Origin of the sequence: Pseudomonas sp. P5_152 (assembly GCF_033989915.1) — a bacterium.
GTDB lineage: Bacteria > Pseudomonadota > Gammaproteobacteria > Pseudomonadales > Pseudomonadaceae > Aquipseudomonas.
Genome location: NZ_JASFAH010000002.1, coordinates 2,897,769 through 2,921,218, shown reverse-complemented (window position 1 = coordinate 2,921,218; position 23,450 = coordinate 2,897,769). Strand labels below are relative to the sequence as shown.

Annotated in this window: 24 protein-coding genes and 1 pseudogene; 8 read left to right on the top strand and 17 right to left on the bottom strand. The window is 62.2% G+C overall.

Features of this window, described 5'->3' with window-relative positions:
• The first annotated feature begins 165 nt into the window (after nucleotides 1-165).
• From QMK50_RS13450 to QMK50_RS13435, 4 genes are all read left to right on the top strand, one after another.
• Nucleotides 166-333, top strand: a complete 168-nt coding sequence (locus tag QMK50_RS13450) for a rubredoxin (protein ID WP_007954349.1) — start codon at nucleotides 166-168, stop codon at nucleotides 331-333.
• A 19-nt stretch (nucleotides 334-352) separates the two neighbouring features.
• Nucleotides 353-1,501, top strand: a complete 1,149-nt coding sequence (locus QMK50_RS13445; protein ID WP_320333276.1) for an NAD(P)/FAD-dependent oxidoreductase — start codon at nucleotides 353-355, stop codon at nucleotides 1,499-1,501.
• A gap of 189 nt (nucleotides 1,502-1,690) precedes the next feature.
• A complete protein-coding gene (locus QMK50_RS13440) occupies nucleotides 1,691-1,966 on the top strand; it encodes an HU family DNA-binding protein (RefSeq protein ID WP_003213368.1) in 276 nt (91 codons plus the stop codon).
• A gap of 272 nt (nucleotides 1,967-2,238) precedes the next feature.
• Nucleotides 2,239-2,622 carry an SCP2 sterol-binding domain-containing protein gene (locus QMK50_RS13435; protein ID WP_095164909.1) on the top strand — a complete coding sequence of 128 codons (384 nt, stop codon included), beginning with the start codon at nucleotides 2,239-2,241 and terminating at the stop codon, nucleotides 2,620-2,622.
• Nucleotides 2,623-2,652: 30 nt separating this feature from the next.
• Here QMK50_RS13435 and QMK50_RS13430 read toward each other — a convergent pair whose 3' ends face one another.
• From QMK50_RS13430 to exbB, 6 genes are all read right to left on the bottom strand, one after another.
• Complete coding sequence (locus tag QMK50_RS13430) at nucleotides 2,653-4,053, bottom strand: aminoacyl-tRNA deacylase and HDOD domain-containing protein (RefSeq protein ID WP_095164907.1); 1,401 nt, start codon at nucleotides 4,051-4,053, stop codon at nucleotides 2,653-2,655.
• A 77-nt stretch (nucleotides 4,054-4,130) separates the two neighbouring features.
• Nucleotides 4,131-6,206, bottom strand: coding sequence for an ATP-dependent DNA helicase RecG (gene recG / locus QMK50_RS13425; RefSeq protein ID WP_095164905.1), 2,076 nt, complete (start codon nucleotides 6,204-6,206; stop codon nucleotides 4,131-4,133).
• 9 nt (nucleotides 6,207-6,215) lie between these two features.
• A complete protein-coding gene (locus QMK50_RS13420) occupies nucleotides 6,216-7,139 on the bottom strand; it encodes a hydrogen peroxide-inducible genes activator (protein ID WP_095164903.1) in 924 nt (307 codons plus the stop codon).
• Between the two features lie 161 nt (nucleotides 7,140-7,300).
• Entirely contained in the window at nucleotides 7,301-8,047 is a 747-nt protein-coding gene (locus QMK50_RS13415) for an energy transducer TonB (protein ID WP_320333275.1), read from the bottom strand.
• Nucleotides 8,044-8,472 carry a TonB system transport protein ExbD gene (gene exbD / locus QMK50_RS13410; RefSeq protein ID WP_095164900.1) on the bottom strand — a complete coding sequence of 143 codons (429 nt, stop codon included), beginning with the start codon at nucleotides 8,470-8,472 and terminating at the stop codon, nucleotides 8,044-8,046. Before exbD ends, QMK50_RS13415 begins: the two co-directional genes overlap by 4 nt.
• 6 nt (nucleotides 8,473-8,478) lie before the next feature.
• Nucleotides 8,479-9,471 (bottom strand): tonB-system energizer ExbB, encoded by a 993-nt coding sequence (gene exbB / locus QMK50_RS13405; protein WP_320333274.1) that lies wholly within the window; start codon nucleotides 9,469-9,471, stop codon nucleotides 8,479-8,481.
• A 188-nt stretch (nucleotides 9,472-9,659) separates the two neighbouring features.
• Between exbB and QMK50_RS13400 the strand changes: the two genes are divergently transcribed.
• A complete protein-coding gene (locus tag QMK50_RS13400) occupies nucleotides 9,660-10,517 on the top strand; it encodes an SDR family oxidoreductase (protein WP_320333273.1) in 858 nt (285 codons plus the stop codon).
• A 128-nt stretch (nucleotides 10,518-10,645) separates the two neighbouring features.
• Here QMK50_RS13400 and QMK50_RS13395 read toward each other — a convergent pair whose 3' ends face one another.
• From QMK50_RS13395 to QMK50_RS13370, 6 genes are all read right to left on the bottom strand, one after another.
• Nucleotides 10,646-11,386 (bottom strand): hypothetical protein, encoded by a 741-nt coding sequence (locus tag QMK50_RS13395; protein WP_095164894.1) that lies wholly within the window; start codon nucleotides 11,384-11,386, stop codon nucleotides 10,646-10,648.
• 55 nt (nucleotides 11,387-11,441) lie between these two features.
• Complete coding sequence (locus QMK50_RS13390; RefSeq protein WP_003229509.1) at nucleotides 11,442-11,822, bottom strand: RidA family protein; 381 nt, start codon at nucleotides 11,820-11,822, stop codon at nucleotides 11,442-11,444.
• Between the two features lie 37 nt (nucleotides 11,823-11,859).
• Nucleotides 11,860-13,965, bottom strand: a complete 2,106-nt coding sequence (gene spoT / locus QMK50_RS13385; RefSeq protein ID WP_095164892.1) for a bifunctional GTP diphosphokinase/guanosine-3',5'-bis pyrophosphate 3'-pyrophosphohydrolase — start codon at nucleotides 13,963-13,965, stop codon at nucleotides 11,860-11,862.
• A 57-nt stretch (nucleotides 13,966-14,022) separates the two neighbouring features.
• Complete coding sequence (gene rpoZ / locus QMK50_RS13380) at nucleotides 14,023-14,286, bottom strand: DNA-directed RNA polymerase subunit omega (RefSeq protein WP_003177259.1); 264 nt, start codon at nucleotides 14,284-14,286, stop codon at nucleotides 14,023-14,025.
• 167 nt (nucleotides 14,287-14,453) lie between these two features.
• Nucleotides 14,454-15,074, bottom strand: coding sequence for a guanylate kinase (gene gmk / locus QMK50_RS13375; RefSeq protein ID WP_095164889.1), 621 nt, complete (start codon nucleotides 15,072-15,074; stop codon nucleotides 14,454-14,456).
• A gap of 12 nt (nucleotides 15,075-15,086) precedes the next feature.
• Nucleotides 15,087-15,950, bottom strand: a complete 864-nt coding sequence (locus QMK50_RS13370; protein ID WP_320333272.1) for a YicC/YloC family endoribonuclease — start codon at nucleotides 15,948-15,950, stop codon at nucleotides 15,087-15,089.
• A 268-nt stretch (nucleotides 15,951-16,218) separates the two neighbouring features.
• On the opposite strand from QMK50_RS13370, the gene rph reads away from it, so the two are divergent.
• The gene (rph, locus tag QMK50_RS13365) at nucleotides 16,219-16,941 is read left to right on the top strand and encodes a ribonuclease PH (protein ID WP_095164885.1); all 723 of its coding nucleotides are present in this window, start codon (nucleotides 16,219-16,221) and stop codon (nucleotides 16,939-16,941) included.
• Nucleotides 16,942-16,970: 29 nt separating this feature from the next.
• Complete coding sequence (locus tag QMK50_RS13360; protein WP_095164884.1) at nucleotides 16,971-17,339, top strand: DUF4870 domain-containing protein; 369 nt, start codon at nucleotides 16,971-16,973, stop codon at nucleotides 17,337-17,339.
• A 155-nt stretch (nucleotides 17,340-17,494) separates the two neighbouring features.
• Here QMK50_RS13360 and QMK50_RS13355 read toward each other — a convergent pair whose 3' ends face one another.
• On the bottom strand, nucleotides 17,495-18,274 hold the full coding sequence (locus QMK50_RS13355; RefSeq protein WP_003176915.1) for an exodeoxyribonuclease III: 780 nt from the start codon (nucleotides 18,272-18,274) through the stop codon (nucleotides 17,495-17,497).
• 82 nt (nucleotides 18,275-18,356) lie between these two features.
• Between QMK50_RS13355 and pyrE the strand changes: the two genes are divergently transcribed.
• The gene (gene pyrE, locus QMK50_RS13350; protein ID WP_159998584.1) at nucleotides 18,357-19,001 is read left to right on the top strand and encodes an orotate phosphoribosyltransferase; all 645 of its coding nucleotides are present in this window, start codon (nucleotides 18,357-18,359) and stop codon (nucleotides 18,999-19,001) included.
• Between the two features lie 105 nt (nucleotides 19,002-19,106).
• On the opposite strand, the gene argB is transcribed toward pyrE, so the two are convergent.
• The 4 genes and pseudogenes from argB to coaBC all read right to left on the bottom strand — a co-directional run bounded on the left by argB (nucleotide 19,107) and on the right by coaBC (nucleotide 23,383).
• Nucleotides 19,107-20,012, bottom strand: coding sequence for an acetylglutamate kinase (argB, locus tag QMK50_RS13345; RefSeq protein ID WP_095164880.1), 906 nt, complete (start codon nucleotides 20,010-20,012; stop codon nucleotides 19,107-19,109).
• A gap of 39 nt (nucleotides 20,013-20,051) precedes the next feature.
• Nucleotides 20,052-21,458 (bottom strand): annotated as a pseudogene (locus QMK50_RS13340) (phosphomannomutase/phosphoglucomutase); the annotation flags it as partial.
• A gap of 255 nt (nucleotides 21,459-21,713) precedes the next feature.
• Nucleotides 21,714-22,169, bottom strand: coding sequence for a dUTP diphosphatase (gene dut / locus QMK50_RS13335; protein ID WP_095081992.1), 456 nt, complete (start codon nucleotides 22,167-22,169; stop codon nucleotides 21,714-21,716).
• A 5-nt stretch (nucleotides 22,170-22,174) separates the two neighbouring features.
• On the bottom strand, nucleotides 22,175-23,383 hold the full coding sequence (gene coaBC / locus QMK50_RS13330) for a bifunctional phosphopantothenoylcysteine decarboxylase/phosphopantothenate--cysteine ligase CoaBC (protein WP_159998582.1): 1,209 nt from the start codon (nucleotides 23,381-23,383) through the stop codon (nucleotides 22,175-22,177).
• Nucleotides 23,384-23,450: the final 67 nt, after the last annotated feature.

Below are 23,450 nucleotides of genomic sequence, written 5' to 3'. Positions count from 1 at the left end.
TTAACATGTTGGTCGGCGATATTGAGTGATCGGACCGGCCTGTGGCGTCGAACACGCTTGCATCTGTCGAGTGCGATCAGTACAAAACGCCCTGAGCCGGACGGCGGACCCTTGGCGGGCGACTGTCCGCGCCAGATAAAGCCTGTGAATCCGAGGAAACAAGCAATGAAGAAGTGGCAATGCGTAGTCTGTGGGCTGATCTACAACGAAGCCGACGGCTGGCCGGATGACGGCATCGCACCGGGCACCCTGTGGCAGGACGTGCCGGAAGACTGGCTATGCCCGGACTGCGGCGTGGGCAAGATGGATTTCGAAATGATTGAAATCAACTAACCGATTCGAGGAGTAAGGAATGAACGCACCTGTCGTGATCGTCGGCACTGGGCTGGCTGGCTACAACCTGGCCCGGGAGTTTCGCAAACTCGATGGCGAAACTCCGCTGTTGCTGATTACCGCAGATGACGGGCGCTCCTACTCCAAGCCGATGCTCTCCACCGGCTTTGGCAAGAACAAGGACGCCGACGGCCTGAGCATGGCCGAGCCTGGCGCCATGGCCGAGCAGCTCAAGGCCGAGGTGCGCACCCATACGCGCATCAGCGGCATCGACCCGGGCCACAAGCGCCTGTGGATCGGCGAAGAGGCGGTAGCCTATCGCGACCTGATCCTGGCCTGGGGCGCAGAAACCGTGCGTGTGCCGGTGCAGGGGGACGCGCCCGAGGCGATCTTCCCGATCAATGACCTGGAAGACTATGCCCGTTTTCGCGCAGCCGCCGCCGGCAAGCGCCGGGTGCTGTTGCTGGGGGCCGGGCTGATCGGCTGTGAGTTTGCCAATGACCTGATCCTCGGTGGTTATGAGGTGCAACTCGTAGCGCCGTGCGAGCAGGTCATGCCGACGTTGCTGCACCCGGCCGCCGCGGCTGCGGTGCAAGCCGGGCTGGAAAGCCTGGGGGCGCAATTCCACCTGGGGCCGGTGCTCAACCGTTTGCAGCGCACCGCTGACGGCCTGGAAGGGCATTTGTCCGACGGCCAGGTGCTGCCTTGTGACGTGGTGGTCTCGGCCATTGGCCTGCGCCCGCGAATTGATCTGGCGGCGGCCGCCGGTTTGCAGACCAATCGTGGGGTGATGGTGGACCGGCACCTGAAAACCTCCCACGCCAATATCTATGCCCTGGGTGACTGTGCCGAGGTCGATGGGCTGAATCTGCTGTACGTGATGCCGCTCATGAGTTGTGCGCGGGCGCTGGCACAAACCCTGGCCGGCAACCCGACCGCGGTGAGCTATGGAGCAATGCCGATCACCGTGAAAACCCCGGTGTGCCCGCTGGTGGTCTCCCCGCCGCCACGGGGCTCTGAGGGCGTCTGGACGGTGGAGGGGCAGGGCGCCGACATCAAGGCGCTGTGCCGCGACAGCAGCGGCAAGCTCCTGGGTTACGCCCTTACGGGGGCGGCGGTGATGGACAAATTGGCTCTAAACAAGGAGCTTCCGGCGCTTCTGGCATAAATACAGGTCGTTCTGTCGGAATCACCCCGCTTTAACCCCTACAAAGGTCGCGTCGAGACTGGCGTAGCCCGTATCCGCGTGCCATCCTCACACCCGTCTGCCGCAGAGTAGAGCCTGCGGCGCCTTGGGCGCTGTTCCGGAAGAACAGCACGGACATAACAACAAAAAACCGTCAAAGAGGCTTCACTCATGCGTAAACCAGAACTCGCCGCCGCAATCGCCGAAAAAGCTGATCTCACCAAAGAGCAGGCCAACCGCGTTCTCAACGCCGTTCTTGAAGAGATCACCGGCGCACTGCACCGCAAGGACAGCGTCACCCTGGTAGGGTTCGGCACTTTCCTGCAGCGCCACCGTGGTGCCCGCACCGGCAAAAACCCGCAGACCGGTGAGCCAGTGAAAATCAAGGCCAGTAACACCGTTGCGTTCAAGCCAGGCAAATCGTTGAAAGACAGCGTTAATCCGTAACCCCCGACCACCCTCCCGTATAACGGGTGAGCTGGATCGAAAAATGGGCACGCCAATCAGGTTGGGTGCCCATTTTTTGTGGCCGCTGACTTGGGCTGGCTGCGGGCAAAAACTGGCCAGCGGAAGTCTTTGGTTTGAATCGTTGACGGTGACTTGGTAGTCATCTTACGTAAAAAGCAGCTCATCTCCCGACAACGATAGGTAACAGTGGCGTTCCAGTTTGAACTCGTTAAACTGCCCCGGCGTTCACTTTTTTCTTCTGGGGCTTGAGCATGAAATTTCGTTTTCTCCTGTGGATGCTGGGCTTGCTGATGCGCAAGGCCAGCCGGACCAACCCGGCTTTTCAGCAGCAGTTGGCCGACAAGGACCTGGTGTTCCAGTTGCAGACGCAGGACGGCAAGGTGGCACGGCATTTCGTGGTCAAAGACCAGCGCATCACCAGCAAGTCCGGGCTGTATGCCGAGCCGGCCTTCGCCATCGCTTTCAAGGACGCAGCCTACGGTTTCGCCACGATGCAGGCGAAGAACAAGCAACTGGCATTCATGACCGGGATCCAGGACAAGTCGATCCAGATCAAGGGCAACCCGGCGCTGGTGATGTGGTTCCAGGGGCTGACCAAGTATCTGAAACCGCGCAAGGCCAAGCCTAAGGCGTGAGGCCGACGCTGGCGCCGGGCAGCGTAGTGCCTAGGTGTGGGAGAACTGCGACGCCAGTTCGCGCAACAGCACTTCGGCATCCAGCACCTTGCTGACCGCTTCCTCGGCTTTGTCGCGGGTCAGGCCCAGGCGCTCGAGCAGGGCGTCGGGGATGTTGGTGTCCGGGCCGGAACCGACGCCTCGGCTACGTAGCAGGCGTACGGCCAGGCACACCAGGTTGGCATACTCGGCGAATTCGCCGTCGTAGCTTGGGTCGTGCTGGAAGCGCAGGGCGGTGGCCAGTTCGTCGGGCATGTCCCAGTGGCGCATCAGCCAGGCGCCGATCTGTTCCCGGCTGATCCCCAGCAAATGCTGCTCGATATAGGTGTGGCACAGGTGCGGGTTGACCTCCAGGTGACGGCAGATCAGCGAGAAGTGTGGCGGGAAGACATGGGCCAACAGCAGGTAGCCAAAGTTGTGCAGCAGGCCCGCCAGGTAGGTCAGGCCGGCTTCCGGGCGTTGGGCCCGCGGCATGGCCCGGGTCAGGCCTTCGATGACGGCGGCGGTGTAGATCGACTGCTGCCAGTACGGCGTGGCCTGTTGTGGGTGATCCTTGGGCAGGCTCAGGGTTTTCCCCAGGGCCAGGCCCAGCGCCAGGTTGATCACCAGGTCAAAGCCCAGTACGCGGACAATTGCGTCTTCCACCGAGCGGATCTTGCCCGGTGACGCGTAGTACGGCGATGCCGCCCAGCTCACGACCTGGGCGGCGAGTGCCGGATCGGTTTCGACGACGCCGGTGATGTCGTCGATGGTGGCATTGGGGTCGACCCGCAGCTTGATGATTTTCTGTGCGGAACCGGCCAGGGGTGGAATCTCGATGGTCGCTTCCAGGCGTTGCTGGATGCGGCGCGCGGTGAAGGCCTGGACGGCCTGGGTGATTTCCTCGCGGTCATCTCCCGGGCGGTCGAGGTTCGGCCGGATGCGGCTCAGCGGCTCGCCAAAATTTGCGGCGCTGGCCTGGGTGAGCATGCTCTTGAAGTCTTCGCCGCGGATTTCCAGGAGCATGCCTGGCTCGCCGGAATTGATCAGCAGCAGTGGCTGGTCGAGCAGGCTTTGTTCGTACAGGCACGGAGAGCTGGTGAGGGCCGGCAGGCCGGGCAGCAGGCTCAGGTTGTGCTTGCCAAGCATGCGCTCCAGGCGGTCCTGCGGCACTGCGGTGAGGCGGCGACCGGTGAGTTCGGCCAGGCGATTGAGGTCCAGCAACTGGCTCTGCGGGAACAGCACCATGAGCGCACCGATGGCGTCGTCGAGCAGCACTGCCTGGACCTTGCGCTCGGCATTCAGGCCTGGGTGTTCAAGCACTTCGGTGTAGCCGATGCCTAGCTTGCCGAGCAATAGCCGGATAACCGACGGCGTGTGCGGGGTTTCGCCAGCGAGAGCAACTTCAGTCATGGTCTGGATCCGATCCCTACAATTTCGAGAGTATAACCAGCTTGCGGGTGCCCTTGCTGGCCAAGCCAGGCGACACGTTACACCTGGCCGTATTGTTGACCATGGCGTAGCCAGCGATCCAGCAACGGGCTGACATGGTGCGGCCAACGTTCCAGCAGCGCCTGGGCCGCGTCGCGCACCGCGGGTAACAGGTCGGCGTCGCGCATCAGGTCGGCGACCTTGAATTGCAGCAGGCCGGTCTGGCGAGTGCCAAGCATTTCGCCGGGGCCACGCAGCTCAAGGTCCTTTTCGGCGATCACAAATCCGTCGTTGGTTTCGCGCATGATGCCTAGGCGTTGCCGGCCGATCTGCGACAGCGGTGGGTGGTAGAGCAGCACACAGTGGCTGGCGGCGCTGCCTCGGCCCACCCGGCCACGCAGTTGGTGCAATTGCGCCAGGCCCAGGCGCTCCGGGTTTTCGATGATCATCAAGCTGGCATTGGGCACGTCGACCCCGACTTCGATCACCGTGGTGGCCACCAGCAGTTGCAGGGCCCCGGCCTTGAACTCGGCCATCACCGCGGCCTTTTCCGCAGGCTTCATGCGGCCGTGGATCAGCCCCACCTTCAATTCGCCGAGGGCGGCGGTGAGGTCGGCAAAGGTGGTCTCGGCGGCCTGGCAGGTGAGTTCTTCCGATTCCTCGATCAGGGTGCACACCCAATACGCCTGGCGCCCTTCGGCACAAGCCCCGCGCACGCGCTCGATGACTTCGACGCGGCGCGTGTCGGTGACCAGCACGGTATTGACCGGGGTGCGCCCGGGCGGCAGTTCATCGAGGATCGAGGTGTCGAGGTCGGCGTAGGCGCTCATGGCCAGGGTGCGTGGAATCGGCGTGGCGGTCATGATCAACTGGTGTGGACACATCCGCCCGCCCACGCCTTTCTGGCGCAGCGCCAGGCGTTGCTGGACGCCGAAGCGGTGTTGTTCGTCGATGATCACCAGCGCCAGGTTCTTGAACTGCACTTCATCCTGAAACAGTGCGTGGGTGCCGACCACCATTGGCGTGCCGCTGGCGATCTGTTCGAGGGCGGCGACACGGTTCTTGCCCTTGAGCTTGCCGGCCAGCCAGGCGACTTCCAGGCCCAGGGGCTCGAGCCAGCGCTTGAAGGTGATGAAGTGTTGTTCGGCGAGAATCTCGGTGGGCGCCATCAGTGCCACCTGGTAGCCAGCCTCCAGCGCTTGCAGGGCGGCGAGGGCGGCGACTACGGTCTTGCCGGCGCCGACATCGCCCTGGATCAGCCGCAGCATGGGCTCGTGCTGGCTCATGTCGTAGGCGATTTCATTGCCCACCCGTTGCTGCGCGCCGGTCGGCGGGAAGCCCAGGTTGGCCAGGTACTGGGCCGGCAATCGGCTGGCTTTGGGCATGGCCGGCGCGCGTAGCGAACGCATGCTTTCGCGCAGGCGTTGTTGCGACAACTGATGGGTCAGCAACTCTTCGAATGCCAGGCGATGTTGCGCCCAGTGGTGGCCCAGGGCGAGTTCGTCGACATCGGCATCGGCGGGTGGGTGATGCAGGTAGCGGATCGCGTCGTCCAGCGGCGCCAGTTGGTAGTCACGCGCCAGTTCGCTGGGCAACCAGTCCGGCAGGCTGCTGGGGCCGAGCAGGGTCAGGGTTTGCTGGCACAGTTGGCGCAAACGCTGTTGGGTCAGGCCTTCGGTGAGCGGGTAGACCGGGGTCAGGGTTTCATCTACCGGCGGCGGTTCGTCGCCGGTGATGGCGCGGTACTCCGGGTGGTAGATCTCCAGGCCCGATGCGCCGGGCCGCGCTTCGCCGTAGCAGCGCACGCGGGTACCGCGTTTCAGGCCTTCCTTTTGCGCGTTGCTGAAATGGTAGAAACGCAGGCTCAAGCCGCCGGTGCCGTCCTGCAGGCGTACTACCAGGCTGCGGCGCCGGCCCATGACCACGTCGGCGCCGCTGACGGTGCCTTCGATCACAGCATCCTGCCCGGGCCGCAAATGACCGATGGGCACCACCCGGGTGCGGTCTTGATAGCGCAGCGGCAGGTGGAACAGTACGTCCTGGAGGTTCTCCAGGCCGACCTTGGCGAGTTTTTCGGCCATGGCTTCGCCGACACCCTTGAGTGCCGTGACCGACACTTGCGACAGCTCCGTCATGGCGAACGCTTAACCCGCAGCCGTGGCCGGCTTGGCCACCGAGCAGAGGCGGATCGAGTCGGCGAGGATTTCGATCGCTTTGGGCCGCGGGAAGCTGGCGCGCCAGGCGATGGCCACGGTGCGGAACGGCACCGGTGGGGTCAGCGGACGTACTTCGATCACGCCGGGGGCGTAGTGGTGACTGTCGACGGCCGACAGCGGCAGGATCGAGATGCCCAAGCCCGAGGCCACCATGTGGCGGATGGTTTCCAGCGAGCTGGATTCGACCGTGGTGTGCTTGGCACCGTCGTTGCCCTTGGCCAGGGTCGGGCAGGCTTCGAGGACCTGGTCGCGGAAGCAGTGACCTTCACCGAGCAGCAACAGGCTCTTGTCGTTGAGCAGGCTGGCGTCGATGGTGTCTTTCTGGGTCCAGGGGTGCTGGGCCGGCATCAGGACGTAGAACGGCTCGTCGTAGAGTTGCAGGGTCAGCACGTCGGCTTCGTTGAACGGCAGGGCGATGATGATCGCGTCCAGCTCGCCGTTGCGCAGTTTGTCACGCAGCACGTGGGTGAAGTTCTCTTCGATGTACAACGGCATCTGCGGGGCGACCCGGTGCAGTTGTGGAATCAGGTGCGGGAACAGGTACGGGCCGACGGTGTAGATCGCGCCGACCTTGAGCGGCGCGGTCAGTTGGTTCTTGCCGGCCTGGGCCAGTTCACGGATGCCTTGGGCCTGCTCCAGGACCTTCTGGGCCTGGGCGACGATGCCTTCGCCGACCGGAGTCAGGCGCACCGCGCTTTTGCTGCGCTCGAAAATCAGCACACCGAGTTCGTCTTCAAGCTTTTTCACGCCCACCGACAGGGTCGGCTGACTGACGTGGCAGCGTTCAGCCGCGTGGCCGAAATGCTGTTCTTGGGCGAGGGTAACGATGTAGCGTAATTCTGTGAGGGTCATAGCGGGCGTCCGTGAAGTTGCGGGCCAAGCATACCGGCTGCAATCGATAGACGCACGTTATCAGACTGAGTGTGTGGAGTGACACTGGGCAATGCATCTTTGCCGTTGCCGGATATGCAGAAGGCACCTTTCGGTGCCTTCCTTGTAGGGCATTGTGTTGCTTAACGACGCTTCTTCTCCAGCGAGTACACAAACGGTGCGACGATTTCGATCGAGCCGTTGTTGAGCATATCGGCCGGTGGCTTGGGCAGGGGCTGGGCGCGGCGGATCATTTCCAGGGTGGCCCGGTCCAGATCGGCGTTGCCGGAGCGTCCAACCAGCTCATAGGACAACACCTTGCCTTCGGCATCGACCACAAACCGCAAGCGGTTCAGGCCTTCCTTGCCGCGTGCCTGGGCGCCCGGCGGGTACTTCTTGTACTTCTGCAGGTGCGCCAGCAGTGTGCCTTGCCAACTGGCCTTGGCGGCATTTTGTGCTGCCGTTGGGCCGGGGATGGGCTGTGCCGATTTGGCGGGCGGTACGTTGCTTGGCTGGGCCTCGGACGGTGGCGTTTCCGAAGGTTTTTCCTTCACCGGCTCAGGCTTTTTCTCTACCGGTTTAGGCGGCTGAGGCTTGGGCTTGGGTTTTGGCTTGGGCACCGAGATCGTCGGTTTTGGCGCTTCGGCCAGTTTCGGCAGCGGCAGTTCTTCTACCGGTGTCGGCGGTTGGGGTGGCGTTACGACCTTGGGCGGTGCCGGTTGCGGTGGCGCCGGAACCGGCGCCAACTCGACCAGCATCGCCATGGGCGGCAGCGGGACGGGGGGCGAGGACTTCCAGTTGAGCGCGAGGATTACCGCGACCGCGTGGACGCCGAGCACCACCGCCAGGCTAGCGCTGTAACGCGTCAGCTTTTGGCGCGTCGTGATCATTTTTTGGCTGCCGTCTCAAGTCCGACCAGGCCGACCTTCAGGTAACCGGCTGCCCGCAGGGCATCCATTACGTGCATCAGGTCGCCATAGTCCACGCCTTTGTCGGCCTGGAAGAAGATGGTGGTGTCCTTCTTGCCCTGGGTGCGAGCATCAAGGGTCGCGCCGAGGGTCTCGGTCTTGACTTCGTCTTCGCCCAGGTACAGCCGTTGGTCGGCCTTGACGCTGAGGAACACCGGTTTCTCCGGTCGCGGCGCCGGCTTGGCGCTGGAGGCGGGCAGGTCAACCTTGATGTCCACGGTGGCCAGCGGGGCCGCCACCATGAAGATGATCAACAGCACCAGCATTACGTCGATGAACGGCGTAACGTTGATTTCGTGGTTCTCGGCGAGGTCGTCGCTCGCGCCTTCCTTCAAATGCAAGCCCATGGCTGATTACCCTACTTTGACCATATGCGGCTGCGAGGAGCGCTCGCTTGGCAGGTGATCGAGGTCGCGGCTGACCAGCAGCAGGACTTCAGCGGAGGCGTCGGAGACCTGAGCCTTGTAGCCGGCGATGGAGCGGGCGAAGACGTTGTAGATGACCACGGCAGGAATCGCCGCCACCAGGCCCAGCGCGGTTGCCAGCAGGGCTTCGGCGATGCCGGGGGCGACCACGGCGAGGTTGGTGGTCTGGGTCTTGGCGATGCCAATGAAGCTGTTCATGATGCCCCACACGGTGCCGAACAGGCCGACGAAGGGAGCGGTGGAGCCGATGGTGGCCAGCACGCCGGTGCCATTGCTCATGTTGCGACCGCAGGCCGCGACCAGGCGCTCCAGGCGGAAGCTGACACGTTCCTTGATGCCTTCCTTTTCACGGCTGTTGGCCGACAGGCGCATCTCTTCCAGGGCGTCATGGACCAGCAGGTTGGCCAGGGTCCCGGCCTTGGTGGCGGTAGCGCTGGCTTCCTTGAGGGTGGTGGCCTTTTTCAGGTGAGTGATTTCACTGCGCAGGCGACGCTTGGCAGCCATCAGCTCGAAGCCCTTGGCGATCCAGATGGTCCAGGTGATGACCGAGGCGATGGCCAGGCCGACCATCACGATCTTCACGATAATGTCGGCGTTCTGGTACATGCCCCACGGCGACAGGTCATGGGCCATGCCCAAGGTGTTGTCGGCTTCCAGGACTTCAGGCTCGTCAGCGGTAGGTGCGTCGCTAGCCAGTGCCGGGTCGGTAGCGACCGGCGTCACGGTTGGCGCTGCGTGGTCGGCGTCAGCGGCCGGTGCAGGTGCTACTGCTGCGGCTGGCGCGGTGGCGGAGGTTGGCTCATCGGCGAACGCTGCGGTGGGGGCCAGCAGGAGACTGAACACCAGTGCGGCTACGGCGCTCAAGGCGCGCAACGGGCGGACGGGTGTGGTTGGCGAAGCGGAGAGTGGATTGCGTGTCATGCTGGCCGGACCTGAGAGAAAAAGAGGGTTAATGTCCTTCCAGGCCTCGTGGGGCCGAGAACAAAGTGGCGGGCATTATTGCAATTAATTCTTGTTAACAGAAGTAATAGCGTCTCTTTTTTTCTTCTATTACTAGCCGCTCGTCCATTGTCGAGGCTAGTCTGTGCCTTTATCAGGGGAGTGAATTGATGTCCGCGCCTAGTGTATTGATCGCCGGTTGTGGTGATGTCGGCGGCCGTCTGGCTGAGCAAATGCTGGCAAAAGGCTGGCAGGTCTATGGGTTGCGTCGCACCATTGCCAACTTGCCGGCTGGGGTGATCGGGGTCGCCGGTGATCTGTTCAACGAAGATTGCCCAGAGACCTGGCCTGTCGGAGCTGTGGACTACCTGGTGTATTGCGCGGCAGCCACCGATCACGACGAGGCGGGCTATCGCGCGGCCTATGTGCAGGGCCTGCAGCATGTGCTGGGCTGGCTGGACGACTACGGCCAGGTGCCCGAGCGTTTGCTGTTTGTCTCCAGCAGCAGTGTCTACGAGCAGCAGGACGGTGGTTGGGTCGATGAAGCCGCTCCGGCCAAGGCTTCGGCGTATTCCGGGCGGGTGATGCTGGAGGCCGAGCAGATAGCACTGGGCAGCGGCATCCCGGCCAGCGTGGTGCGCTTGACCGGAATTTACGGTCCGGGCCGCGAGTGGCTGTTGACCCAGGTGCGTCGTGGCTATCGTGTGGCCGTGGACCCGCCGTTGTATGGCAACCGGATTCACGCCGACGATGCGGCCGGGTTGCTGGCGTTCCTGCTCGATGCCAACCATCAGGGTGTGGCGCTGGACGATTGCTACATTGGCGTCGACGATGCACCCGCCCCGCTGGCCGAGGTGGTGATGTGGCTGCGCGAATACCTGGGAGTGACGGAGTGGGCCGAAGACGCCAGCGTGCGGCGTACCGGCAGCAAGCGTTGCAGTAATGCGCGGGCGAAGGCGTTGGGCTGGAAGCCCCGGTATCCGACTTATCGCGAGGGCTATGCAGCGATTCTGGCGGGCAAGGCCTGAGGCCGGAGCGAGCCGGGCGGGATTGCGGCTGCGCGCGATGCACGTCATCGACTACGCGCGCTGCCTGAGTCCATGCGTTAGCCCTGAGTTCATCGCGAGCAGGCTCGCTCCCACCGTTTCCTGGCGGCTTACTGCTTTTCCAGGGTCCACTGGCGGGTGCCAGGGGAGAACGACGGTTTTTCATCGGCCTGTGCGCCGTTGACCGCCTGGAAAATCTCCATGTCATCGCCCTTGCGGGTAAAGATCCATGGGTTGCCCTGCTCGTTGAGTTGCAGCCAGATGGTGTCATTGCCACCGCTCATCGACGCGCAATCACCGGCCAGGCACAAGGCGTAGCGATCGGCACCCGGCAAACCCTGCACTGAGCCGTCGGCCTGGAACTGCACAGTATTGCCTTCTCCAGGGCCGTTGACGATCTTCCAGCCACCGCCCAGGTAGGCCGAATAAAGTGCGCGCTCAAAGCTGGCACCCAGCGGGGCGCCTACGGGAACGGCTTCCTTGGGCAGGTCAAACGTCTGCTCCGGCTCATTGTCGTTGGCCGCTTGTTGCAGTTGTTTGCCATCGCGTTTCAACTCGCTGCCGGAGCTGCCGTACACCTCGATCTTCCAGGTGCCGGATTGTTCGCCGAGGATCTTGCCTTCGATGTTTTCAAAGCCATTGGTGTAGCGCGCCTGGCTGGCCTTGGTGTTGACGTCCCATTCCAGGTTCGGGCCATTGGCTTGCAGGGCTTCACGCAGCGGAACGCCCTTGGCTGCGGCATCGATAGCCGCCTGGTTGATCCAGGTGCCGCTGATGTCGCGGTCGGCAGGGTCACTGGCACAGCCGCCGAGCAGCACCGCAAGCAACGAGAGAGCTAGCGCTTTGCGCATGAGGAAATCCTTTGGGAGCGGGGTCGGCGTTACCTGTCAGGTAACGCCGCGCGTGTTACTCGATTACCAGAATGGCGTCCATTTCAACCTGGGAGCCCTTTGGCAGGGCAGCCACGCCGATGGCGGCGCGGGCAGGGTAAGGCTGGTCGAAGTACTTGCCCATGATCTCGTTGACCTTGGCGAAGTGGCTCAGGTCGGTGAGGAAGATGTTCAGCTTGACGATGTCCTTGAAGGAACCGCCGGCAGCTTCTGCTACGGCCTTCAGGTTCTCGAACACCTGGACGGTCTGGGCTTCGAAGCCTTCAACCAGTTCCATGGTTTTTGGGTCGAGCGGGATCTGGCCGGACATGTAGACGGTGTTGCCGGCCTTGATCGCCTGGGAATAAGTGCCGATAGCGGCTGGGGCCTTGTCGCTGGTGATAACTGTCTTGGTCATTGATGACTCCTTGTAATGGCTTGGCTACGTTAGCGAGCTATGCACGCATGCGGGTGATGCGGATCACCCCGGTCAGGGCGCGCAGTTTCTTGATCACGCGGGCCAGGTGCACGCGGTCGTGTACGCTGACCACCAGTTGAACCACGCTGATGCGACCATCGCGTTCGTCCATGCTGATTTTCTCGATGTTGCCGTCGGCGGCATTGACGCTGCTGGCCAACAGGGCGATCAGGCCGCGCTGGTGTTCCAGTTCGACGCGCAGCTCGACGTTGAATTCGCCGGTGACATCCTTGGCCCAAGACAACTGGATGCATTTTTCCGGGTTGTGGCGGATTTCGCTGATGTTGCGGCAGTTGTCCAGGTGCACGACCATGCCTTTGCCCGCGGACAGGTGGCCGACGATCGGGTCGCCCGGAATCGGCGTGCAGCACTTGGCGTAGCTGAGCACCAGGCCTTCGGTGCCGCGGATCGCCAGCGGACCTTCCGGGCTGGGCAGTTGTTCGCCTTCGCCCAGCAGGCGGCGGGCCACGACATAGGCCATGCGATTGCCCAGGCCGATGTCTTCGAGCAGGTCTTCGATCAGTTCGAGGCGGTACTCGGCGAGCATGGCCTTGACCCGCTCGGCCGGGATTTTTTCCAGCGAGCTGTCAAAGCCGTTGAGCACCTTGTTCAGCAGGCGTTCGCCGAGACTGATGGATTCGGAACGGCGTTGCAGTTTCAGGGCATGGCGGATGTGGGTGCGTGCCTTGCCGGTGACTACAAAGTTGAGCCACGCCGGATTCGGTCGAGCGCCCGGGGCGCTGACGATCTCGACCGTGGAGCCGCTTTGCAGGGGCTCGGACAGCGGTGCCAGGCGGCGGTTGATCCGGCAGGCGATGCAGCTGTTGCCGACGTCGGTGTGCACCGCGTAGGCGAAGTCGACCGCCGTGGAGCCTTTGGGCAGCTCCATGATCCGGCCTTTGGGCGTGAATACGTAGACCTCGTCCGGGAACAGGTCGATCTTCACGCTTTCAATGAATTCCAGCGAGTTGCCGGCGCGTTGCTGCATTTCCAGCACGCCCTTGACCCACTGGCGGGCGCGGGCATGGGTGCCTTTTGGCTGCTCGTCGCCACTGGACTTGTACAGCCAGTGCGCGGCGATGCCATTGTTGGCCATCTCTTCCATTTCACGGGTACGGATCTGGATCTCGATCGGTACGCCGTGCATGCCGAACAGCGTGGTGTGCAGCGACTGGTAGCCGTTGGCCTTGGGGATTGCGATGTAATCCTTGAAGCGCCCCGGCAGTGGTTTGTACAAATTATGTACAGCACCTAGCACGCGGTAGCAGGTATCGACCTTGTCGACGATGATCCGGAACGCGTAGACGTCCATGATCTCGTTGAAGGCCCGACGTTTGCCGCGCATTTTTTTGTAGATGCCGTAGAGGTGTTTCTGCCGGCCGCTGACTTCGCCCTGGATTTCATCGATGGCCAGGCAGTGGCTCAAGGACTCTTCGATCTTGTTGACGATTTCCTTGCGGTTGCCCCGGGCGCGTTTAACGGCCTGGTTGATCCGCGCGGAACGCATTGGGTGCATGGCCTTGAAGCCGAGGTCTTCGAACTCTATGCGGATGGCGTGCATGCCCAGCCGGTTGGCGATGGGGGCATAGATTTCCAGGGTTTCCTTGGCGATGCGCCGGCGTTTTTCACCGGACAGCACTTCCAGCGTACGCATGTTGTGCAGGCGGTCGGCCAGCTTGACCAGGATCACGCGAATGTCGCGCGCCATGGCCATGGCCATTTTCTGGAAGTTTTCCGCTTGGGCCTCAGCCTTGGTCTCGAAATTCATCTGGGTCAGTTTGCTGACCCCATCGACCAATTCGGCCACGGTTTCGCCGAACTGCGCTTGCAGCGCTTCCTTGGCAATACCGGTGTCTTCGATCACGTCATGCAGCATTGCCGCCATCAGGCTCTGATGGTCCATGTGCATGTCGGCAAGAATATTGGCCACGGCAAGAGGATGCGTGACATACGCCTCGCCACTGCGGCGGCGTTGGCCGTCGTGGGCTTGTTCGGCGTAGAAATACGCTCGGCGGACCAGGTTGACCTGGTCATTGCCGAGGTAGGTCGATAAGCGATCGGCGAGGGCGTCTATGCTCGGCATGATGACTCCTGCCGATGGCTGTGATCCCGCGCCGTGCTACGTCGACCAGGCATAGGCTTAGACGGCCTCGTTGGACTCGTCCTCGAACGCTGCGAACAGCGGTTCGTCTTCGACGATTTCAGCATTGGCGATGAACTCGTAGCTCATCAGGCCTTCGGCGATTTCACGCAGGGCGACAACGGTAGGCTTGTCGTTTTCCCACTGGACCAGTGGCTCTTTGCCGCCGGTGGCCAGTTGACGGGCACGCTTGGTAGAGAGCATGACCAGCTCAAAGCGGTTTTCCACGTGTTCTAGGCAGTCTTCAACGGTTACGCGGGCCATGGTATTCCTCGGAGCGAATGCAATATGCGCGCTGCCCGGTTGGGCGAGCGGACTCAACAGTTTAAAAAATCACCAGCGATTAGGGAAGCGCTGATTTTTTAACCAAGCTCTTCAACGCGCTGCAAGTGCCAATGTAAAGCCCTTGCAGCGGTTTTGGGAAGTGCTGTTTAACCGAGCAATTCGGCCAGAAGTTTGCCGTGAAGCTGCTGCTGGCGCTTCTGATGCAGCTGATTGGCGCGAAAGATCGCCTGCAAATCGTGCAAGGCGTGGGCGAAATCGTCGTTGATGATCAGGTAGTCATAGTCGACGTAGTGGCTCATTTCGCTGACGGCTTCGCGCATCCGGCCGTCAATGATCTCGTCGCTGTCCTGGCCGCGATTGGTCAGGCGCTGGTGCAATGCCTGCAGGGACGGCGGCAGGATGAAGATCGAGCGGGCCTGCGGCATCAATTTGCGCACTTGCTCGGCGCCTTGCCAGTCGATTTCCAGGATCAGGTCATGGCCTTCGTCCAGGGTCTGCTGCAGGTGGCTTTGCGAGGTGCCGTAGAGGTTGCCGAACACCTCGGCGCGCTCGAGGAAATCGCCGTGCTCGATCATCTTCACGAACTCGCTGCGCTCGACGAAGTGATAGTTCACCCCGTTCTCTTCACCGGGGCGCATGGCGCGGGTGGTGTGGGAGACCGAGACGCGGATCCGCTGGTCGGCGTCCGTCAGGGCCTTGACCAGGCTGCTCTTGCCTGCGCCCGAGGGGGCGGAAATGATGTACAGGGTGCCGGTGCTGTGGGTCATGTCGGGGTTGCCTTACTCAATGTTCTGCACTTGTTCGCGCATTTGCTCGATCAACACTTTGAGGTTGACCGCAGCCTGGGTGCTGCGCGGGTCGAAAGCTTTGGAGCCCAGGGTGTTGGCTTCACGGTTGAGCTCCTGCATCAGGAAGTCCAGGCGCCGGCCGGCGGCGCCGCCGGACTTGAGGACGCGGCGAACTTCAATGATGTGGGTGCTCAGGCGGTCCAGTTCCTCGGCGACGTCGCTTTTTTGCGCGAGCATGACCATTTCCTGCTCCAGGCGCTGCGGGTCGAGTTCGGCCTGCATGTCGACAAAGCGGTCGAGGACTTTCTGGCGTTGGGTGGCGAGCATCTGCGGGACCAGTTCGCGCAGGGTCACGACGTCTTCTTCAATGGCGCTCAGGCGCTCGCTGATCAGTCGCGCCAACTCCGCGCCTTCGCGCTCGCGGCCAGCCTTGAGCTCCTTGAGGCCCTGGTTGAACAGCGCCAGCGCCTCGGCATTCAGCGCTTGCGGGTCGCTGGCATCGGCCACCAGGACTCCCGGCCAGGCCAGCACTTCCAGCGGGTTGAGTGCCGCGGGATTGCTGATCAGGCTGGCAATGGTTTCGGCGGCGGCGATCAGTTGCGCGGCGCGCTCGCGGTCAACCTGCAGCGCCTTGCCGGCGGTTTCTTCGGTAAAACGCAGGGTGCATTCGAGCTTGCCTCGCGACAGGCCCTGGCGCAGAGCCTCGCGCACGTTGCCTTCGAGGTCGCGGAAGGACTCTGGCAGGCGCAGGTGCGGTTCCAGATAGCGGCTGTTGACCGAGCGCAACTCCCAGCTCAGGGTGCCCTGGCTGCCGGCTTTTTCGACGCGGGCAAAGGCGGTCATGCTGTGCACCATGGCGGTACCTCGCGATGCAGGTCGCTAGCGAACCCCGGGGTTCGGCGGACCTGCTTGAATGAATTAAAGCCCACAGGCAACAAAGGCGCGCGATTGTAGCGCAGTGCAGCGGGAGCTCCCAAACGAGGCGTGCGACAAAGCGCTGCAGCTCGTCGCAGCGTGCGCTGCAGAGCCCTCGCTCGTCGCCGGTTTTTTTTAGAAGTGCCCAGGCGTGCCCGGCCGCCCTATAATGCTCGGCAGATTTCCGTCCTTCGTACAGGTATCCCCTATGAAACGTCCAAGTGGTCGCGCTGCCGATCAGCTTCGCTCGATCCGCATCACCCGCAACTACACCAAACATGCCGAGGGATCTGTACTGGTCGAGTTCGGTGATACCAAGGTGATCTGCACCGTCAGCGTCGAGAACGGCGTACCGCGCTTCCTCAAGGGCCAGGGCCAGGGCTGGTTGACCGCCGAGTACGGCATGCTGCCGCGCGCCACCGGTGAACGTAACCAGCGTGAAGCGAGCCGTGGCAAGCAAGGCGGCCGCACCCTGGAAATCCAGCGCCTGATCGGCCGTTCGCTGCGCGCTGCGCTGGATATGTCCAAGCTCGGCGATGTGACCCTGTACGTCGATTGCGACGTGATCCAGGCCGACGGCGGTACTCGTACTGCCTCGATCACCGGCGCCATGGTGGCCTTGGTCGATGCCTTGAAAGTGATCAAGAAGCGTGGCGGCCTGAAAGGCGGCGACCCGCTCAAGCAAATGATCGCAGCCGTGTCGGTGGGCATGTACCAGGGCGAGCCAGTGCTGGACCTGGACTACCTGGAAGATTCGGCCGCCGAGACCGACCTGAACGTGGTGATGACCAGCACCGGTGGTTTCATCGAAGTGCAGGGCACCGCCGAAGGCGCGCCGTTCCAGCCTGAAGAGCTGACCGCGATGCTGGAACTGGCGAAAAAAGGCATGGCCGAGATTTTCGACCTGCAACAGGCTGCGCTGGCTGACTGATTGTTCCGGTCGCCAGCAAGGAGAGCGTCATGAGTGATGAGCAACTGCCGCTGCCCGTGCCGAGCCGTGAGGTTCGCCAGTGGGCGATGTTCTGTCATCTCTCGGCCTTGCTGGGGATCTGGGTGCCCTTCGGCTCGCTGATCGGCCCGCTGATTCTGTGGCAGATGAAGCGTGAGATGGACCCGTTCATCGACGACCAGGGCAAGGAGGCGCTGAATTTCCAGATCAGCGTGGCCATTGCCTCGGCAATCTGCCTGCTGTTGATGGTGGTGGTGATCGGCTTCTTCTTGTTTGGCCTATTGGCCATTGGCGCGTTGGTGCTGACCATCATTGCCGGAGTCAAGGCCAATGAGGGGCAGGTGTATCGCTACCCGTTCACCTGGCGACTGATCAAATAATAACCAGGTGCGTTGCCGGTGGGAGCGGGCTTGCCCGCGATAGCGATCTGGCAGGCAGCACATGGGCTGAAGGTCATGACCTCATCGCGGGCAATCCCGCTCCCACAAAAAAGCCGACATCGCTGTCGGCTTTTTTGTGTCTTGCGAAACGACGCCTAGATGGTCAGCGTCCAGTCGTAGTCCACGATCAGCGGTGCGTGCTGCGAGAACCGCGGTTGACGTGGCAGGCGTGCACTGCGAACAAAGCGGCGCAGGCCTGGGGTCAACAGCTGGTAGTCGAAGCGCCAGCCCAGGTTGAGCATCTCAGCCTGTTCGTTGTCTGGCCACCAGCTGTACTGGTCGCCTTCACGGCTGACTTCGCGCAGGGCGTCGACATAACCCATGTTGCCGACAATCTCGTCCATCCAGGCACGCTCAGGTGCCAGGAAGCCCGGGGATTGCTGGCTGTCGCGCCAGTTCTTGATATCCAGCTTCTGTTGCGCCACGTACAGCGAGCCACAATAAATGTACTCGCGCCGCTTGCGCCGCTGTTTATCCAGATAACGGGCGAAATCGTCCATTAGCTTGAACTTCTGGTTCAAGTCTTCATCGCCGTTCTGCCCCGAAGGGAGCAGCAAGGTCGCGATGCTGACCTTGTCGAAATCGGCTTGCAGGTAGCGCCCGTAGCGGTCGGCCGTCTCGAAACCGAGACCGCTGATGACAGCCTTCGGTTGCAGCCGCGAATACAAAGCCACGCCACCTTGGGCGGGGACTTCGGCATCGCAGGCATAAAGGAAGTAGCCATCCAGTTGGAAGGCTGGATCGTCCAGTTCAAAGGCGGAGGCGCGGGTGTCCTGCAGGCAGATGACGTCGGCATTCTGGGCTTGCAGCCAACTGAGCAAACCGCGCTCGACTGCCGCCTGAATACCATTGACGTTCACACTGATGATCCGCATAAATGGCCCCAAAAATCGCGTGCGTGTATGATACACGGCGTCAAGCTAATTAGCTAAATCCGTGGTATTTGGGGTTTTTTGCATGCAAGCGTATCAGCGCGATTTCATTCGTTTTGCCATCGATCGCGGCGTTTTGCGCTTCGGTGAGTTCACCCTGAAGTCCGGGCGCACCAGCCCTTACTTCTTTAATGCCGGCCTGTTCAACTCCGGCAGCGCCTTGGCGCAGCTGGGTCGCTTCTATGCGGCGGCCATTGTCGAGAGCGGTATTGCCTTCGACGTGCTGTTTGGTCCGGCGTACAAGGGCATCCCGTTAGCGGCAACCACCGCAGTGGCCCTGGCTGAACACCACGACCGTGACCTGCCATGGTGCTTCAACCGCAAGGAAGCCAAGGCCCACGGCGAGGGCGGCAGCTTGGTTGGCGCGCCGCTGACCGGCGAAGTGCTGATCATCGACGACGTGATTACCGCGGGCACCGCGATCCGTGAAGTGATGCAGATCATCGCTTCCCAGGACGGTGCCAAGGCCGCTGGCGTGTTGATCGCCCTCAACCGTCAGGAGCGCGGCAATGGCGAACTGTCGGCGATCCAGGAAGTGGAGCGTGACTTCGCGATTCCGGTGATCAGCATCGTTTCGTTGAACCAGGTCCTGGAGTTCCTGGCCGATGATCCTCAGCTCAAGCAGCATCTGCCAGCCGTAGAAGCCTACCGCGCGCAGTTCGGCGTCTGATACGCCGCCTTGTAGGAGCGAGCAAGCTCGCTCCTACAAGGACCGCAGGCAAAAAAAGACCCCGCTCAGCCAGGCTGAGCGGGGTCTTTTTGCAGGTGCCAGCGCTTAAGGACGCTTGCGATTGCTGATCAGGGTGCCCACGCCGGTATCGGTGAAGATTTCCAGCAGGATCGCATTGGGTACCCGGCCATCGATGATCAGCGAACTGCCCACGCCGCCCTGAACCGCTTCCAGCGCGCAACGGATCTTCGGTAGCATGCCACCGTAGATGGTGCCGTCGGCGATCAGTTCGTCGACCTGTTGGGTCGTCAGGCCAGTCAGCACAGTGCCTGACTTGTCCATCAGGCCGGCGATGTTGGTCAGCAGCATCAGCTTCTCAGCTTTCAGCGCTTCGGCCACTTTACCGGCCACCAGGTCGGCGTTGATGTTGTACGACTCACCGTTGGCCCCCACGCCGATTGGCGCGATCACCGGGATGAAGTCGCCCTTGACCAGCAGGTTGAGCAGATCGGTATTGATCCCGACCACTTCGCCCACTTGCCCGATGTCGATGATTTCCGGTTGGGTCATCTCCGGCGTCTGGCGTGTAACGGTGAGCTTCTTCGCGCGAATCAGCTCGGCGTCCTTGCCGGTCAGGCCGATGGCGCTGCCGCCATGGCGGTTGATCAGGTTGACGATGTCCTTGTTGACCTGACCGCCGAGGACCATCTCCACCACGTCCATGGTCTGGGCGTCTGTCACGCGCATGCCGTCGATGAAATGACTCTCGATCGACAGGCGCTTGAGCAGGTCACCGATTTGCGGGCCGCCACCGTGCACTACCACCGGGTTGATGCCCACGGCTTTCATCATCACGATGTCGCGGGCGAAGCCGGTTTTCAGCTCCTCGCTTTCCATCGCGTTGCCGCCGTATTTGATCACCAGCGTCTTGCCGACATAGCGGCGAATGTAAGGCAGCGCTTCGGACAGGACCTTGGCGGTGTTGGCGGCGGCTTCGCGTTCGAGGGTCATTCAGGGCTCCGGCACTTGTGTAAAAGGCGCTTCAAATAATCAAAACGGGAGTTGGAGGTCAGGTGCGACACGTTTCAGTTGAGCGTGGAACACATCCTTGATGCGCTGCAATTCGGCCTCGTCGTCGGCCTCGAAGCGCAGCACCAGCACCGGTGTGGTGTTGGAGGCGCGAACCAGGCCCCAGCCCTTGGCGTAGTCGACCCGTACACCGTCGATGGTGGTCAGGTCGGCGCCGTCGCCCCACTGGGCGTCGTGCAGTGCATCAATGATGCTGAATTTGCTCTCTTCGGTCACATGGATATTGATTTCCGGCGTAGAAATATCGTTCGGGAAGGTCTCGAACAGTTCCTGGGCCGTGGATTTCTCCTGGCTGAGGATCTCCAGCAGGCGAGCGGCGCTGTAGATGCCGTCGTCGAAACCGAACCAGCGCTCCTTGAAGAAGATGTGCCCGCTCATTTCGCCAGCGAGCAGGGCGCCGGTCTGCTTCATTTTTTTCTTGATCAGCGAGTGACCGGTTTTCCACATCAGTGGTCGACCGCCGTACTCCTTGATCAGCGGGGTCAGGCGACGGGTGCATTTGACGTCGAAGATGATCTCGGCGTCCGGGTTGCGTGCCACCACGTCCTTGGCAAACAGCATCAGCAGGCGGTCCGGGAACACGATGTCGCCGGTATTGGTCACTACGCCGACACGGTCACCATCACCGTCGAAGGCCAGGCCCAGGTCGGCATTGGTTTGCTTGACCTTGGCGATCAGGTCCACCAGGTTTTCCGGTTTGCCCGGGTCCGGGTGATGGTTGGGGAAGTTGCCGTCGACTTCGCAGAACAGCGGGATCACTTCGCAATTCAGGGCCTCGATCAGCTGTGGGGCAATCACGCCGGCAGCGCCGTTACCGCAGTCAACCACCACTTTCAGGCGGCGTGCGAGCTTGATGTCCTGGACAATCTGGGCGCTGTAGCGATCGAGAATCTCGACCTTGGTGATGCTGCCTTGGCCGCTAGTCAGGTTGTTGCTTTTCAGGCGCTGGTGCAGGGCCTGAATCTGTTCGTTGGCCAGGGTGTCGCCAGCGATCACGATTTTGAAGCCGTTGTAGTCCGACGGGTTATGGCTGCCGGTGAGCATCACCCCGGACTTGCCCGCGAGGACGTTGGCGGCGTAGTACAGCGCCGGGGTTGGCACCAGGCCGACGTCGCTGACATGGCAGCCGGCATCGGCCAGGCCCTGGATCAGTTGCTCGACCAGTTCCGGACCGGACAGGCGGCCGTCACGACCGACGCTGATGTTCGGCTCATCCTGGGCCAGGGTCTGGGCGCCGATGGCGCGACCGATCCAGTAGGCCGTTTCAGCGGTCAGGGTCTGCGGGACCACGCCACGGATATCGTAGGCGCGAAAGATGCTGTCGGGAAATGCAGGGGCGACGCGGGTTGTGTTGCTCATCACTGGGGTTGCTCCAACTCAAAGGTTGCTGGACGGGCCGACGAGAGGTTCGTCGACGGGTTCAAACTGAAGGCTTTGACGGCGTTTTCGGTACAGAGTTCGTGGTGCACAAGTGCCATGCCATGGGGCTGGCACTTGTGCAGTCGACTGTTGTCTTGAATTCGCTCGCCAGATCCTGCAGTTGGCGTCTGTGCAAGGTTCATCCTGAAATGCAAAGCGTAGTGCCAGGGCCGTGCAGAGCGCCCGGTCCTGGCACTGGTGTTATCAGTGGCTGCCGGAATGGCCGAAACCACCGGTGCCGCGTTCGGTTTCAACGAACTCTTCAACCAGATCGAAATGCGCCTGCACCACCGGTACCAGCACCAACTGGGCCAGCCGCTCACCCACCACGATGTTGAAGTCGGTCTGGCCACGGTTCCAGCAGGACACCATCAGTGGCCCCTGGTAGTCGGAATCGATCAGGCCGACCAGATTACCCAGCACGATGCCATGTTTGTGGCCCAGGCCCGAGCGCGGCAGGATCAATGCAGCCAGGCCCGGATCGCCGATGTATACCGACAGGCCAGTAGGGATCAGCAGGGTTTCTCCCGGCTTGATGACGGTGTCCTGTTCCAGCATCGCCCGCAGGTCAAGGCCGGCGGAACCGGGAGTGGCGTACTGGGGCAGCGGAAATTCGCTGCCGATGCGTGGGTCGAGGATCTTGGCTTGCAAAGCGTGCATACGAATTAAACCTGGTTCAGACGTTCGGCGATAAAAGTGATCAGCTGGCGGGCAATCTTGCCCTTGCTGGTCTGGGCAAAAAGGGTGGCGTGCAACTCACGGTCGATCACGCTGCAGGCGTTTTCCTCGCTGTTGAAGCCAATGCTGGGGTTGGCCACGTCGTTGGCGACGATCAGGTCGAGGTTCTTGTCCTTGAGCTTGCGTGCGGCGTAATCGAGCAGGTGTTCGGTTTCGGCGGCGAATCCGACGCTGAACGGACGATCAGGTCGGGTGGCAATGGTGGCCAGAATGTCAGGGTTACGGACCATTTGCAGGACGAAGCCGTCGCCAGTTGTAGGGTCTTTCTTGAGTTTTTGCGGGGCGACGACTTCCGGCCGGTAGTCCGCAACCGCAGCAGACGCGATGAACAGGTCGCAAGGGATCGCAGCCTCGCAGGCGGCCAGCATGTCGCGGGCGCTGACCACGTCGATGCGCGTCACCCGGTCCGGAGTCGGCAGGTGCACGGGTCCGGTGATCAGGGTCACACGGGCGCCGGCTTCCACCGCAGCTTCGGCCAGGGCAAAGCCCATTTTTCCGGAGCTGTGGTTGGTGATGTAGCGCACCGGGTCAATGTTTTCCTGGGTCGGACCGGCAGTGATCAGCACGTGCCGACCGGTCAGCGCCTGGCGCTGGAAGCAATCGGCGGCGCACTGGGCCAGGTCATCGGCCTCCATCATGCGGCCCATGCCGACGTCGCCGCAGGCCTGGCTGCCCGAGGCCGGGCCGAAGACCTTGAAGCCGCGGCTTTCAAGCAACTGGGTATTGGCCTGGGTGGCCGGGTCGCGCCACATCGCCTGGTTCATGGCCGGCGCCAGAGCCACGGTGGCGTCGGTGGCCAACACCAGGGTGGTCAGCAGGTCGTTGGCGATGCCTTGGGCCAGACGGGCGATCAGGTCCGCCGTGGCGGGGGCGATCAGCACCAGGTCAGCCCACTTGGCGAGCTCGATGTGGCCCATCGCGGCTTCGGCCGCAGGGTCCAGCAGGTCCAGGTGCACCGGGTGCCCGGAGAGGGCCTGCATGGTCAGCGGGGTGATGAACTCGCTGCCGCCGCGGGTCATGACCACGCGCACTTCGGCGCCCTGGTCGATCAGGCGGCGAACCAGTTCGGCGCTCTTGTAGGCAGCAATGCCGCCGCCGACGCCCAGAACGATGCGTTTCCGATACAGCCGCTGCATAGGTCTGCCTTTCAATTCGTTGGTGACATACGTGGCGAAACCCCCTCCCCAGGGAACAATCGCCCGC

Bases quoted from the DNA above. Each gene is read 5' to 3' on its own strand.
- QMK50_RS13450 (WP_007954349.1), top strand. From the start codon at position 166: ATGAAGAAGTGGCAATGCGTAGTCTGTGGGCTGATCTACAACGAAGCC.
- QMK50_RS13445 (WP_320333276.1), top strand. From the start codon at position 353: ATGAACGCACCTGTCGTGATCGTCGGCACTGGGCTGGCTGGCTACAAC.
- QMK50_RS13440 (WP_003213368.1), top strand. From the start codon at position 1,691: ATGCGTAAACCAGAACTCGCCGCCGCAATCGCCGAAAAAGCTGATCTC.
- QMK50_RS13435 (WP_095164909.1), top strand. From the start codon at position 2,239: ATGAAATTTCGTTTTCTCCTGTGGATGCTGGGCTTGCTGATGCGCAAG.
- QMK50_RS13430 (WP_095164907.1), bottom strand. From the start codon at position 4,053: ATGACTGAAGTTGCTCTCGCTGGCGAAACCCCGCACACGCCGTCGGTT.
- recG (WP_095164905.1), bottom strand. From the start codon at position 6,206: ATGACGGAGCTGTCGCAAGTGTCGGTCACGGCACTCAAGGGTGTCGGC.
- QMK50_RS13420 (WP_095164903.1), bottom strand. From the start codon at position 7,139: ATGACCCTCACAGAATTACGCTACATCGTTACCCTCGCCCAAGAACAG.
- QMK50_RS13415 (WP_320333275.1), bottom strand. From the start codon at position 8,047: ATGATCACGACGCGCCAAAAGCTGACGCGTTACAGCGCTAGCCTGGCG.
- exbD (WP_095164900.1), bottom strand. From the start codon at position 8,472: ATGGGCTTGCATTTGAAGGAAGGCGCGAGCGACGACCTCGCCGAGAAC.
- exbB (WP_320333274.1), bottom strand. From the start codon at position 9,471: ATGACACGCAATCCACTCTCCGCTTCGCCAACCACACCCGTCCGCCCG.
- QMK50_RS13400 (WP_320333273.1), top strand. From the start codon at position 9,660: ATGTCCGCGCCTAGTGTATTGATCGCCGGTTGTGGTGATGTCGGCGGC.
- QMK50_RS13395 (WP_095164894.1), bottom strand. From the start codon at position 11,386: ATGCGCAAAGCGCTAGCTCTCTCGTTGCTTGCGGTGCTGCTCGGCGGC.
- QMK50_RS13390 (WP_003229509.1), bottom strand. From the start codon at position 11,822: ATGACCAAGACAGTTATCACCAGCGACAAGGCCCCAGCCGCTATCGGC.
- spoT (WP_095164892.1), bottom strand. From the start codon at position 13,965: ATGCCGAGCATAGACGCCCTCGCCGATCGCTTATCGACCTACCTCGGC.
- rpoZ (WP_003177259.1), bottom strand. From the start codon at position 14,286: ATGGCCCGCGTAACCGTTGAAGACTGCCTAGAACACGTGGAAAACCGC.
- gmk (WP_095164889.1), bottom strand. From the start codon at position 15,074: ATGACCCACAGCACCGGCACCCTGTACATCATTTCCGCCCCCTCGGGC.
- QMK50_RS13370 (WP_320333272.1), bottom strand. From the start codon at position 15,950: ATGGTGCACAGCATGACCGCCTTTGCCCGCGTCGAAAAAGCCGGCAGC.
- rph (WP_095164885.1), top strand. From the start codon at position 16,219: ATGAAACGTCCAAGTGGTCGCGCTGCCGATCAGCTTCGCTCGATCCGC.
- QMK50_RS13360 (WP_095164884.1), top strand. From the start codon at position 16,971: ATGAGTGATGAGCAACTGCCGCTGCCCGTGCCGAGCCGTGAGGTTCGC.
- QMK50_RS13355 (WP_003176915.1), bottom strand. From the start codon at position 18,274: ATGCGGATCATCAGTGTGAACGTCAATGGTATTCAGGCGGCAGTCGAG.
- pyrE (WP_159998584.1), top strand. From the start codon at position 18,357: ATGCAAGCGTATCAGCGCGATTTCATTCGTTTTGCCATCGATCGCGGC.
- argB (WP_095164880.1), bottom strand. From the start codon at position 20,012: ATGACCCTCGAACGCGAAGCCGCCGCCAACACCGCCAAGGTCCTGTCC.
- dut (WP_095081992.1), bottom strand. From the start codon at position 22,169: ATGCACGCTTTGCAAGCCAAGATCCTCGACCCACGCATCGGCAGCGAA.
- coaBC (WP_159998582.1), bottom strand. From the start codon at position 23,383: ATGCAGCGGCTGTATCGGAAACGCATCGTTCTGGGCGTCGGCGGCGGC.